The 11,370-nt window shown below is 72.8% G+C and carries 11 protein-coding genes; 6 read left to right on the forward strand and 5 right to left on the reverse strand.

Annotation, left to right across the window (positions count from 1 at the left end):
• Nucleotides 1-284: 284 nt before the first annotated feature.
• Nucleotides 285-1,772 carry an FGGY family carbohydrate kinase gene (locus ACFZB3_RS37685; protein ID WP_391384308.1) on the forward strand — a complete coding sequence of 496 codons (1,488 nt, stop codon included), beginning with the start codon at nt 285-287 and terminating at the stop codon, nt 1,770-1,772.
• 46 nt (nt 1,773-1,818) lie between these two features.
• Nucleotides 1,819-2,247: a VOC family protein gene (locus ACFZB3_RS37690; RefSeq protein WP_391384311.1), complete on the forward strand. Its 429-nt coding sequence runs from the start codon at nt 1,819-1,821 to the stop codon at nt 2,245-2,247.
• A gap of 132 nt (nt 2,248-2,379) precedes the next feature.
• Here ACFZB3_RS37690 and ACFZB3_RS37695 read toward each other — a convergent pair whose 3' ends face one another.
• A complete protein-coding gene (locus ACFZB3_RS37695) occupies nt 2,380-3,390 on the reverse strand; it encodes a zinc-binding alcohol dehydrogenase family protein (protein ID WP_391384622.1) in 1,011 nt (336 codons plus the stop codon).
• Between the two features lie 229 nt (nt 3,391-3,619).
• On the opposite strand from ACFZB3_RS37695, the gene ACFZB3_RS37700 reads away from it, so the two are divergent.
• A complete protein-coding gene (locus ACFZB3_RS37700) occupies nt 3,620-3,982 on the forward strand; it encodes a winged helix-turn-helix transcriptional regulator (RefSeq protein ID WP_391384314.1) in 363 nt (120 codons plus the stop codon).
• A 75-nt stretch (nt 3,983-4,057) separates the two neighbouring features.
• Here ACFZB3_RS37700 and ACFZB3_RS37705 read toward each other — a convergent pair whose 3' ends face one another.
• Complete coding sequence (locus ACFZB3_RS37705; protein WP_391384319.1) at nt 4,058-5,047, reverse strand: WYL domain-containing protein; 990 nt, start codon at nt 5,045-5,047, stop codon at nt 4,058-4,060.
• 92 nt (nt 5,048-5,139) lie between these two features.
• Here ACFZB3_RS37705 and ACFZB3_RS37710 point away from each other — a divergent pair, with 92 nt between their 5' ends.
• The 3 genes from ACFZB3_RS37710 (at nt 5,140) to ACFZB3_RS37720 (ending at nt 8,023) form a co-directional block, all read left to right on the forward strand.
• On the forward strand, nt 5,140-5,538 hold the full coding sequence (locus ACFZB3_RS37710) for a VOC family protein (RefSeq protein WP_391384322.1): 399 nt from the start codon (nt 5,140-5,142) through the stop codon (nt 5,536-5,538).
• 473 nt (nt 5,539-6,011) lie between these two features.
• Nucleotides 6,012-6,779, forward strand: coding sequence for a hypothetical protein (locus tag ACFZB3_RS37715; protein ID WP_391384324.1), 768 nt, complete (start codon nt 6,012-6,014; stop codon nt 6,777-6,779).
• A gap of 38 nt (nt 6,780-6,817) precedes the next feature.
• Nucleotides 6,818-8,023 carry a cytochrome P450 gene (locus tag ACFZB3_RS37720; protein WP_391384327.1) on the forward strand — a complete coding sequence of 402 codons (1,206 nt, stop codon included), beginning with the start codon at nt 6,818-6,820 and terminating at the stop codon, nt 8,021-8,023.
• An 82-nt stretch (nt 8,024-8,105) separates the two neighbouring features.
• On the opposite strand, the gene sbnA is transcribed toward ACFZB3_RS37720, so the two are convergent.
• Genes sbnA through ACFZB3_RS37735 form a run of 3 tightly spaced genes read right to left on the reverse strand, consistent with a single transcriptional unit; the run spans nt 8,106 to nt 11,332 of the window.
• Nucleotides 8,106-9,224: a 2,3-diaminopropionate biosynthesis protein SbnA gene (gene sbnA, locus ACFZB3_RS37725; RefSeq protein ID WP_391384332.1), complete on the reverse strand. Its 1,119-nt coding sequence runs from the start codon at nt 9,222-9,224 to the stop codon at nt 8,106-8,108.
• Between the two features lie 36 nt (nt 9,225-9,260).
• Complete coding sequence (gene sbnB, locus ACFZB3_RS37730) at nt 9,261-10,331, reverse strand: 2,3-diaminopropionate biosynthesis protein SbnB (RefSeq protein ID WP_391384335.1); 1,071 nt, start codon at nt 10,329-10,331, stop codon at nt 9,261-9,263.
• Nucleotides 10,328-11,332 carry a TauD/TfdA family dioxygenase gene (locus tag ACFZB3_RS37735; protein WP_391384339.1) on the reverse strand — a complete coding sequence of 335 codons (1,005 nt, stop codon included), beginning with the start codon at nt 11,330-11,332 and terminating at the stop codon, nt 10,328-10,330. Before ACFZB3_RS37735 ends, sbnB begins: the two co-directional genes overlap by 4 nt.
• Nucleotides 11,333-11,370: the final 38 nt, after the last annotated feature.

The raw sequence follows: 11,370 nt of genomic DNA on the forward strand, positions 1-11,370 counted from the left end.
CTTGATCGCCAAAGGCTGACAACGTTGTCCAACCGTGGAGACGAGGTGCCTGGGATGGTGCCTGGGATACGGACGCTTCGACGGGTCCTGGGCCGCGGGAGCCCCAGGAGCACAGCGGGAACTCCTCGTGAAGCTAGCCACAAGGCAGGGACATGTCAACGACTGCCGCAGGGTGCGCCGCGGTACGCATCTGACGACACGGCAGCCGCCCTGCCGCACCACGGCCGTTCGCCGGTCCGGGCGACAGGCTACGGTGGCGCACCCGGCACCAAGGGAGGCAGCGCATGATCGACGTCGTCCTCGGCGTGGACGTCGGCACGTCGAGCACCAAGGGCGTGGTGGTGGACACCGCCGGCCGCGTCCTGGGCGAGGCCGTACGCGGTCACGTGGTCGACCGTCCCCGGCCGGGGCACGTGGAGATGGACGCACAGGTGTGGTGGGACGAGTTCGTCTCGCTCGCGGCCGAGCTGCTGGACCGCGACGACGTCACCGTCCGGGCCGTCGGAGTCAGCGGCATGGGCCCGTGCACCCTTCTGGTCGACGACGCGGGAGACCCGGTGCGTCCGGCGGTGCTGTACGGCGTGGACACCCGCGCCGAGGAGCAGATCACGCGGCTGAACCGGGAGTTGGGGCCGGACACGGTCTTCCGCAGGTGCGGCTCGGCGCTGTCGTCCCAGGCCGTCGGGCCGAAACTCGCCTGGATCCGCGAGCGGGAGCCCGAGGCGTGGGCACGCGCCCGCCGCCTCCTCATGCCCGCGTCGTGGCTCGCGCACCGGCTGACCGGCGCCTACGTGCTGGACCTGCATTCCGCCAGCCAGTGCACCCCGCTGTTCGACATCCACGAGCAGCGCTGGATCCCCGAGTGGGCCGAGCACATCGCACCCGGCCTCGAACTCCCGCCGTTGCGCTGGCCGGGCGACGAGGCCGGCCGGGTGAGCACGCGCGTCGCGGGCATCCCGGCCGGGACGCCGGTCGTCGTGGGGACGATCGACGCGTGGAGCGAGGCCATCAGCGTGGACGGTCACGGCGTCGGTGACCTGATGCTGATGTACGGCACCACGATGTTCCTGGTGAACACGGTCGACCGGCTCGTGACCAGCCCGTCGATGTGGTCCACGGTCGGTGCCCTGCCCGGCACCCGCTGCCTGGCGGGCGGCATGGCCACCTCGGGAGCCGTCACCGACTGGCTGGGGCACCTCTTCGGCGACGTCTCCCCCGGCGTGCTGTTCGCCGAGGCGGCCGCCTCGCCCCCGGGCGCGAACGGCCTGCTGATGCTGCCGTACTTCGCCGGGGAGCGCACCCCCGTCATGGACCCCGACGCCCGGGGGGTGATCGCGGGCCTGACGCTGTCCCACACCCGGGGCGACCTGATGCGGGCGGCGCTGGAGGCCACCGCCTACGGTGTCCGGCACAACGTCGAGACGATGCTCGCGGCCGGCGCCGACATCCGGCGGACCGTCGCGGTCGGCGGCGGTACCCGGGGCGGGCTGTGGCCCCGGATCGTCAGCGACGTCACCGGTCTCGAACAGACCGTGGCCCGCACGACCGTCGGTGCCTGCTACGGTGCCGCCTTCCTCGCCGCCGGGCTGGTCGGCCGGCCGGACATCACGGCCTGGAACCCGCCGGAATCGGTGGTCCGGCCCGATCCCGCCACCGCGGATGTCCACGACCGCCGGTTCGCCCGGTACCGGGAGCTGTACGAAAGCACCTCCGCGATCACCCACGCCCTGGCCCGCGACCAGAACACCGGCCCCGGGAAGGAGAGTTCGTGAGGTCGCGGGGCGGCTGGGGGCGGACTCCGCCTGCTATCGTGCGCCGATGCCAGCGATCAAGAAGTTCCAGGTCACCTTCGACTGCGCGGAACCCGAGCGTCTTGCCCGCTTCTGGTGCGAGGTGCTGGGGTACGTCGTACCACCGCCGCCGGCCGGGTTCTCCACCTGGGACGAGTTCAGGCTCGCGCAGCCGCCCGAGGAGCGGGACGCCTGGTTCGCCTGCACGGATCCCTCAGGGGTCGGCCCGCGTCTCTACTTCCAGCGCGTCCCCGAGGGAAAGGCCGTCAAGAACCGCGTCCATCTGGACGTGCGGGTCGGCACCGGCCTCGTGGGTGAGGAGCGCCTCGCCGCGCTGGAGGCCGAATGCGCGCGGCTGATCCCGCTCGGCGCGGTGCACGTGCGGACGCTGTACGACGGCAATGACGCGTGCATCCCCATGCTGGACATCGAGGGCAACGAGTTCTGCATCGACTGAGCCTTCGCCGGGGCGGCACGGCGGCCGGCGGGTCACGGGGGCGATCGTCGAGCCGCTCCTCATGGAGGTTCACGACACGGTGTGCCCGAGGGGTTCACCCGCGGATGCGGCGGGGCGGGGTGCGTCGGCCGGTCAGAATCCGGTGAGTGTGGTCTTGCCGATGGCGGTGCCGCTCTCCTGGACGCGGTGGGCGGCACGGAGGTTGGCTGCGTTGACCGGGCCCAGGTCGCGGGTGGCCGTCGTGGTGAGAATGCCGGCGTCGACCAGCCGGGCGACCTGGGTGAGGATGTGGTGCTGCATGCTCAGGTCGGCCGTGCGGAACATCGACCGCGTGTACATGAACTCCCAGTGGAAGGAGATGCTCTTCGCCTTGAGCACTCCGAGGGGCAGCGAGTCGAAGTCGTCGATGGCGACGATCTGGCCGAAGGGGTTGAGGGTCTCGGCGTAGGCGGCCAGGTTGTGCTCGGTCCCCGTCGTGCTGAACACGAAGTCGATGCCTTCCGGCGCCGCTTCGGCCAGCTGCGCGGTCAGCGGCCTGCGGTGGTCGACGACGTGGTGGACCCCCATCCGGCGCGCGAAGTCGACGCTCTCGGGGCGCGACGCCGTACCGATGACGGTGAGGCTGGTCAGGGCGCGGGCCAGCTGCGCGGTGATCGAGCCCACCCCGCCGGCGGCCGCGGTGACCAGCAGGGCACCGGTCTGCTCCAGGGCACCCGTGCGCAGGCCGAGCCGCTCGAACAGCCCCTCCCACGCCGTGAGCGAGGTCAGCGGCAGCGCGGCGGCCTCGGTGAAGGAGAGGGTGGCCGGCTTGCGGGCGACGATGCGCTCGTCGACCACGTGGTAGCGGGAGTTGGCGCCCGGACGGTCCAGCGCACCGGCGTAGTACACCTCGTCGCCCACCGAGAGGAGCTCCACCTCGCCGCCGACGGCGACGACGGTCCCGGCGGCGTCCCAGCCGAGCACCTTCGCCTCCCCGCCCGGGTCGACGTTCTGCCGGATCTTGTAGTCCACCGGGTTGACGGCGATCGCCTCCACCCGCACCAGCACGTCCCGGGGTCCGGGCTCAGGGGTGGGCAGCGTGACGTCGACCAGGCTCTCGGCATCGTCGACAGGCAGCGACGTGCGGTAGGCGACCGCGGGCATCGTCGCGGGGATGTCGTACGTGTCGTTCATGGTGGTCCGGCCTTTCCATGGGTGCGTGGTCCGGGAGCCGCGGACGACGCCGCTCCGTCTCGGGTACATCGGCAGAACGCGGCCGCACCGACAGCACCCGCGAGCGGGCGGTCCATGTCCTCGGCCACGTCGGCGACAGTACGAAACGGACCGTGGTTACCCGCAAGGGCTCATGGTTCCCATTGGGTACCATCGCAGCATGACGACCACGGCACACCTGTGCGACGACCCGAAGAGCGTCTACCTCGCCGCCTGCCCCTGCCGCGACATGCTGGACCTGCTCGCCAACAAGTGGAGCGCCCTCGCCCTGGGCGCCCTGGAGGACGGGCCGCAGCGGTTCGGGGCCCTGCGCGCGCGTCTGCAGGGGGTGAGCCCCAAGGTCCTGACGCAGACACTGCGCCGCCTGGAGGATCACGGCCTGGTCCACCGCGAGATCTACCCGGAGGTCCCGCCCCGCGTCGAGTACAGCCTGACCCCGCTCGGCGAGGACGCCTGCCGTCCCCTGGCCCACCTGCGCAGCTGGGTGGAGGACAACATCGAACGGTTCCCGGCGTCCCGCTGACGCCGCGTGCGGGACGGCGGCGCGCGACGCGGATCCCGGCGGCTCCGTGACGGCTCCGGGCCCGTTCGTCCGCGGTCACACCTGGCGGGCGTAGGACGCCAGGCGGTCGGCGAACGCGGCGACGAGGCCGCGCAGTTCGTCGGGGCGCTCGACGACGAACGGCCGGTCGAGCGCGGCGAGTACCGGGGGCAGCCAGTCGAGCCGCTCCGCCCGCAGCTCGACGCGCCGCCAGCGCTCGGCCGTCCGGTCCCGGCCCGCGGGATCCTCCTGCTCCTCCAGGGTCGCGACGCCGGCGGGCAGACGGGCCCGGATCTGCTCGACCGTGCCGTGGATCCGCAAGGTCACCTCGTGCCGGTACTCGGCCGTGGCGAACCCCGACAGCACGCGCTCCGCGGGACCGGGACCCACGGGCGCCTCGAAGGTGCCGGGCAGGGTCCTCGCGTCCGCGATCCGGTCGAGCCGGAAGGTCCGGTCGGCGTCCGCCGAGGCGTCCCGGCCCGTGACGTACCACCGGCCCGCGTGCGCGACGATCCCGTACGCGTGCAGCGTGCGTTCGCTGCGTCGTCCGTCGCGGTCGGTGTAGCGGATCGAGACCGGCCGGCGGTGGCGTACCGCGTCGGCGACGGTGAGCAGGATCCCGGCGTCCGGCGCGTCGGACTCGCCCGGCTGCTCGGTGAAGGCGAGTGCCTCCAGGAGGGTGTCGAGCCGGCGGGCGACGTGCCCGGGCAGCACCCGCCGGATCTTCGCCGACGCCGTCTCGTTCGCCGTGCGCTCCGCCGTCGTCAGCCCCGCCCGGCGGCCGGCGACCAGGCCCAGCAGCACGGCCAGCGCCTCGTCGTCGCCGAGCATGAGCGGCGGCAGCCGGTAGCCGGGGGCGAGCCGGTACCCGCCGTAGCGGCCGCGCACCGACTCCACGGGCACGTCCAGGTCGATCAGCTGCTCCACGTAGCGGCGCACGGTGCGCCCTTCGACGCCGAGCCGGTCGGCGAGTTCGGCCACGGTCCGGGTGCCGCCCGACTGGAGCAGTTCCAGGAGGGTCAGCACGCGGCCGGCGGGTCGGGACATGTGCACAACCTAGCGCGGATACCGGACCGATTCTGTCCGCTATTTCTCCTAGCCTGCGCTGTGCACGCCTTCAGCACAGCCAAGGAGATCCCATGGACTTCGTCTCGATCCGCATCATCACCGGCGACGTGGCGCGCCTCGTCGAGTTCTACGAGCGCGCCACGGGGGCGCGGGCGGCGTGGGCCACCGAGGACTTCGCCGAACTCCGGACGGCCGGCGCGACCCTCGCGATCGCCGGTACCCGCACCGTCCCGCTGTTCGCCCCGGGTTCCGCCCGCCCGGCGGAGAACCACAGCGTGATCACCGAGTTCCTCGTCGACGACGTGGACCGCGTCCACCAGAACCTGAAGGACTTCGTCGGCGACTTCGTCACCGAGCCCACCACGATGCCCTGGGGCAACCGGTCGCTGCTGTTCCGCGACCCGGACGGCAACCTCGTCAACTTCTTCACCCCCGTCACCCCGGCGGCCCTGGCGAAGTTCGGGCGCTGACGCACCGGCCGGCGCCTCGGCGGGCCGCCGGCCGGGCCGCCGTGTCGTCGGGGTGCGCGAAGCGGTGGGGGCGAAGCGGTGGGTGCGGAGCGGGGCGAAGCGGGGATCGCCGGCCCGGCGCCCGATCTCGCGGCCCCGGGCGCCGTGCCGGGACCGGGCCCACCAGGCCGGGTGTTCCCGGCTCAGCCACCCCGACCACGTCTCCCTGCTGCCGCCGAAGAGCGCCTCGCGGGTGACGGTGCGCCGCACCGACCGGCGCAGCACACGGGGCATGACGACGCGCCGTGGACAGTCCAGCCAGATCACGGTGGGCACCCGCCACCAGGATCCGCTCCACCGGTGCACCCTGTTCCGCGGCCCTCACCTGCTGTCTCCCGAGCGCTCCTCTGAGTACCGCTACTCATGCCACCCCGCGCCGGGGCGGGGACGATGGCCCGTGTCGGCGTGCGGACGGGAGACGGGGGACACGGGCCATGGGCAGATTTCTCGGGGCGGTGGCGGCGGTCGTGGCGGCGGCCACGGCGTTGGTCGTCGCGTACGTGGCGGGAGCGCCGGCCGCCGTGGTCTTCTCCGTGGGCGCGGGGGTGCTGAGTCTGCTGTGGCTGCTGCTCCTGCTCACCCTGCCCTGGAACCTGTACTTCCGGGCGCACGCGGTACTCGCCGAGATCGCGGTCAGCCGGGAGAAGGGCATACAGGTCCCGGCGGCCCGGGACGCCGAGGCCACGCGCATCGCCCGCGCGATGCTCCGGGCCGCGGTCGCGGGACACGTCCTGACGGCCGCGGTCGTCGTCGCGGTCGCCTGGGCGACGGGCGAGTTCACGGGGTACTGGTTCGCCGCGTTCTTCCTGCTGAGCACCTTCTTCCGGCCGGCCGGCGCGTACTTCGGCCAGCTCCGCAGGCGCCTGGGCAGCCTCCTCAAAGACGTCACGTATCCGCGGGACGACGTCGTCGAGCTCCAGTCGCGGCTGAAGCGCGCCGAGGCCGGGACGCGGGTCCTGGAGGAGAAGGCGGAGGAACAGTACCGGGCCCTCGCCGAACTGCGGCGGACCGTCGACGCGTTGGCCCTGAGCTCGGAGGACCGGGCCGCGGCGGCCGACCGCCGGATCGTGGCACTGGGCAGGCAGTTCGAGTCCACGGTGAACCGGCTCACCGACAACCAGGAACTCATCGCGGGCGTCAAGGCGTTCCTGCGGCTGCTGCACTCCACCGACGCCGCCGACGCCGCCCCGGCCTCCGGGTGACCGGCCGCCGGCCGCCCCGCACTGTCTAGGGTTGGGGCATGGACGCCAGTACAACACCCCCCGACCCGGCCGTCGTTGACCCCGCGGAGCTGCTCGCCGACCCGTACGCCGGATACGCCCGGCTACGGGAGGCCGGGCCCGTGCACCGGGTCGCCGGCACCGACGGGCTGCCGGCCTGGCTGGTGACGCGGTACGAGGACGTGCGGCAGGCCCTGGCCGACCCGCGGCTCTCCCTCGACAAGGCCAACGCCACGCCCGGCGGTTACCACGGGTTCGCGCTGCCGCCCGCGCTCGACGCCAACCTGCTGAACATGGACCCGCCGGACCACACCCGCGTCCGGCGCCTGGTGTCCCGGGCGTTCACGCCCGGCCGGATCGCCCTGCTGCGCCAGCCGGTCCGGCGGACCGCCGGTGCCCTGCTCGACGCGATGGCGCCCCTCGGCCGTACCGATCTGATCGCCGCCTATGCGGCGCCGCTGCCCATCACCGTGATCTGCGAACTGCTGGGCGTGACCGAGGGCGACCGCCCGGACTTCCGGGCCTGGACGGACGCGCTCGTCGTCCCGGACCCCACCCGGCCCGGGCGGGCGAAGGAGGCCGTCGGGGCGCTGCTGGCGTACTTCGCCGGGCTGCTCGCCCGCAAGCGCGCCGAGCCCGCCGACGACCTGCTCTCCGCCATGATCGCCGTACGGGACGAGGAGGACCGGCTCAGCGAGGACGAGTTGATGTCGCTGGCCTTCCTCATCCTGTTCGCGGGGTACGAGAACACCGTCCATCTGATCGGCAACGCGACGCTGGCCCTGCTGCAGAACCCCGACCAGCTGGCCGCGCTGCGCGCGGATCCGGAGCTGCTCGGCCCGGCCGTGGCGGAGCTGGCCCGCTACGACGGGCCCGCGCCGCTCGCCATCCGGCGGTTCCCGACCGAGGACGTCACCATCGGCGGGGTCACCGTCCCGGCGGGCGAGACGGTGCTGCTGTCCCTGGCGGCCGCCCACCGCGACCCGCGCCGCTTCCCCGAGCCCGACCGGCTCGACCTGGGCCGCGACACCACTGGGCACCTGGCCCTCGGCCACGGCATCCACTACTGCCTCGGCGCACCGCTGGCCCGCCTGGAGACCGAGATCGCCCTCGGCGCGCTCCTGGAACGCTTCCCCCGCCTCGAACTCGACGTGCCGGTCGGCCGGTTGGACTGGCGTCCGTCGATGCGCACCCGCGGGCTGCGCGCCCTGCCGGTCCGCTACTGAGCAGGCCGGCGGGCAGGCCGCGGCCCCCCGGGTGCCGCCGCGTGGGCGTCTCCGGGGGGCCGCGTTCCGGCGGGAGCCGCCGTCAGGTGCTGGTGCGCCGGCGGGCCGGCGCGCGGGAGGCGGACTTGGGCTCCCGGGGCAGCGGCTCGGGCGGTGCGGTGTCCCTGGCGTCGAGCACCTGGTCGCCGTCCCCGGTGCCGGGCACCCGGTCGCCGTCCCCGGTGGCGAGCACCCGGTCACCGTCCCCGACGGCGAGCACCTGGTCGCCGTACAGGTCCTGCAGCCAGTTGGTCTGGTAGATGGTGTCGAGGTAGCGCTCGCCGAGGTCCGGTGCGATGGCGACCGCGGTGAGATCGCGGGCGTCGTGCCGGGTCAGCCAGTCCGCCGCGCCGCTGACCACGGTCCCGGTGGAGCCTCCGAAGAGGAAGCCGTGCCGGGCCATGCGGTGGCACGTCCGGATGGTGTCCGGCTCCTCCACCCGGATCACCTCGTCGACGAAGGACTCGTCGAGCAGCGGCGGGCGCATGCTCATGCCGAGGCCGGGGATCATCCGGCGGCCCGGCTCGCCGCCGAACGCCACCGAGCCGGCCGCGTCCACCGCGACGATCCGCACCGGACGCTGCCACTCGCGGAAGTAGCGGGCGCAGCCCATCAGGGTTCCGGTGGTGCCCGCGCCGACGAACAGCACGTCGAGTTCGGGGAACCGGCGGGCGATCTCCGGGGCGGTCGTGCGGTAGTGCGCCATCCAGTTGCCCGCGTTGGTGTACTGGCTGAGCCACACGTACCGGTCGTCCGACTTGCACAGCGAGCGGACGTACTCGATCCGGGTGCCCAGGAACCCGCCATTGGAGTCCTGGTCGGCCACGATGTGCACCTCGCTGCCGAGCGCCTCCATCAGGAGCCTGGTCGACAGGTTGCAACGGGAGTCCGTCACACACAGGAACCGGTAACCCTTGCTCGCGGCGATCATGCTGAGCGCGACGCCGAGATTGCCGGAGGAGGACTCGACGAGAACGGAGTCCGCTTTCAGGATTCCGTCCCGCTCGGCGTTCTCCACCATCTCGTTGGCGGCCTTCAGTTTGATGGATCCGGCGAAGTTGAAGGCCTCGCACTTCAGGTAGAGCGGGTGTCCGCAGATCGACTCCAGGTCGACGTAGAGATCGCCCTCGTTGAAGGCGTAGGGAGCGGAGATGACAGGCACGGCGGGCCTCCTGGTGCCGGGCCGAGGACGACGGCCTCAGCCGTAGCGGCGCAGTTCGTGGAAGAAGTCATCGATGAGACAGAGGTCCCCGGCCCGGGACACCTCGTCGTAGACGTACTTGCCGACGGCGAGGTCGAGGACGCCGAGTCCGAAGGGCGAGAAGATCACCGGGCGGTCGGGCGGCGGGGCGGCCCGGCCGGCCATCACGTCGCCGAGGGTCCCGTTGAGGAAGTCACGGTTCCCGGTGAGCTGTTCGACCAGATGGGGTGACGTGTCGGCCTTGAGGCAGTGGTCGACGTCGTCGACGAAGTTGGCCGCGCCCATGAGGACCTCGGGGGCGAGGTCGCGCAGGGACACGTGCAGGACCAGCGGGTTGTGGGTGAACCAGGCCGGGTCCGTGACATGGGGCCGGCCGGCGATGGTGGCGAAGACCACCAGGTCGCTGCCGCGGACCAGGTCCTCGGCGCTCTCGTGGACGGTGATCCGCGCGCCGGTGCCGGTCTGTTCCAGGTAGCCGCGGAAGCCGCCGGCGCTGTCGGCGGACAGGTCGTGCACGCCGATCTCGTCGAAGTCCCAGCCGGTGCCGGACAGGAAGGTGTGGATGTAGCGGGCGATCAGGCCGGTGCCGAAGAACCCGACCCGGCGGGGACGGGTGCGGTTGCGGCTGAGCCAGTCGGCGGCCAGGGCGGCGGAGGCCGCGGTCCTGGTGGCGCTGATGATCGAGCTCTCCAGGCAGGCGAACGGGTAGCCGGTGTCGTGGTCGTTGAGGACGAGCACCGCGGAGGCCCGCGGGATCCCCGCGCTCACGTTCTCCGGGAAGCTGGAGACCCACTTGAGGCCGTCCACCTGGACCGTGCCGCCGAGCGAGGCCGGCAGCGCGATGATCCGCGAGGTCGGCCGGTCCTCGAAGCGCAGGAAGTACGACGGCGGGTTGACCGAGTCCCCGGCGTCGTGCAGCCGGTAGACGGTCTCGACCAGTTCCATGAGCTGCTTCTCGCGCCCGCTGAGGGCACCTTGCACCTGCGCGCCGGTGACCACCGCGAAGGTCGGCGCGGAGGCCCGCTCGGGCCCGGCCGACCGGGCGGCCGACGAAAGCACATCGGTCATCGCTCGCTCGCCTCCGGGGCCGGGCAGTCCTCGGCCGGCCGGACGGGTTCGCCCATGCCGACGAGCACCTGCCGTTCGCCGGTGAACGCCTCTCGGCTGTGCGCGGTGCGGATGTTGTCCACCAGCAGCAGGTCGCCCCGGTGCCAGGGTTCGCGCCGGGTGTGCGCCTCGTAGGTGCCGTTGATCAGCTGGACGACGTCCTCGCCGATCGGGGTGCCGTCGCCGTGGCGGGTGTTGAACGGCAGGCCGTCCGCGCCGTAGACGTCGACCAGGTACTCGCGCACCTCGGGTGCGAGGGTCCACTCGTTGAGGAAGGCGATCTGGTTGAACCAGCAGCGGCGGCCGGTGCGCGGGTGCCGGACGACGGCGTTGCGGCGCTGTTCGGTGCGCAGGCTGCCGTCGGGCTGCCAGGTGAAGTCGATGCCGTTGGCCCGGCAGTAGCGCTCGATCTCGGCGTGGTCGCCGGTGCCGAAGGACTCCGTGAGGCTGGCGCCGATCTCGTCGTTGTAGGAGCGGGTCAGGATCCAGCCTTCCCGCTCGAACCGTTCGACGAGCCCGGCGGGCAGCGCCCGCAGCACCTCCTCGGCGTCGGCCACCGCCGTCGCCCCGCCCTGTTCGGGTGCGGTGAGGCAGGCGAACAGCATCAGGCCGGGCGCCTGGAGCCGGTAACTCAGCTCGTGGTGCATGCACATGGGCTGGTTGGCCGGCCAGGGCGTGGACGCGTACACGCCGGGCCGGTGGGACTCGCGGGGGGCGAAGGCCTCCTGCTCCGTCATGAGGTCCCCGGCCAGCTGTCCGAAGACGGCACCGGCCTGGCCGGTGTCGCGGAGTCCGAGGCCGCGGACGACCAGTGCCCCGTGCTCGGTGACCTGGGCGCGCAGTGTCTCGCGGTGCTCGGCCGCCCACTTCGGGGGGTCGTCGGGGGGTTCCACGCGCAGCAGGGCCGGCTTGTCCGGGCGCAGCTCCACGTCGAGCGGTGATGCCAGGGAGGAGGACGGCATCTCGGGTTCCTTTCGGTCGACCGCCTGGGGTGTGACGG

This window comes from Streptomyces sp. NPDC008092, assembly GCF_042957285.1.
Lineage (GTDB): Bacteria > Actinomycetota > Actinomycetes > Streptomycetales > Streptomycetaceae > Streptomyces.

Excerpts from the sequence above, each read along its gene's own strand:
- ACFZB3_RS37685 (WP_391384308.1), top strand. The coding sequence starts at position 285 with ATGATCGACGTCGTCCTCGGCGTGGACGTCGGCACGTCGAGCACCAAG.
- ACFZB3_RS37720 (WP_391384327.1), top strand. The coding sequence starts at position 6,818 with ATGGACGCCAGTACAACACCCCCCGACCCGGCCGTCGTTGACCCCGCG.
- ACFZB3_RS37715 (WP_391384324.1), top strand. The coding sequence starts at position 6,012 with ATGGGCAGATTTCTCGGGGCGGTGGCGGCGGTCGTGGCGGCGGCCACG.
- ACFZB3_RS37695 (WP_391384622.1), bottom strand. The coding sequence starts at position 3,390 with ATGCCCGCGGTCGCCTACCGCACGTCGCTGCCTGTCGACGATGCCGAG.
- sbnB (WP_391384335.1), bottom strand. The coding sequence starts at position 10,331 with ATGACCGATGTGCTTTCGTCGGCCGCCCGGTCGGCCGGGCCCGAGCGG.
- ACFZB3_RS37735 (WP_391384339.1), bottom strand. The coding sequence starts at position 11,332 with ATGCCGTCCTCCTCCCTGGCATCACCGCTCGACGTGGAGCTGCGCCCG.
- ACFZB3_RS37700 (WP_391384314.1), top strand. The coding sequence starts at position 3,620 with ATGACGACCACGGCACACCTGTGCGACGACCCGAAGAGCGTCTACCTC.
- ACFZB3_RS37710 (WP_391384322.1), top strand. The coding sequence starts at position 5,140 with ATGGACTTCGTCTCGATCCGCATCATCACCGGCGACGTGGCGCGCCTC.
- ACFZB3_RS37690 (WP_391384311.1), top strand. The coding sequence starts at position 1,819 with ATGCCAGCGATCAAGAAGTTCCAGGTCACCTTCGACTGCGCGGAACCC.
- ACFZB3_RS37705 (WP_391384319.1), bottom strand. The coding sequence starts at position 5,047 with ATGTCCCGACCCGCCGGCCGCGTGCTGACCCTCCTGGAACTGCTCCAG.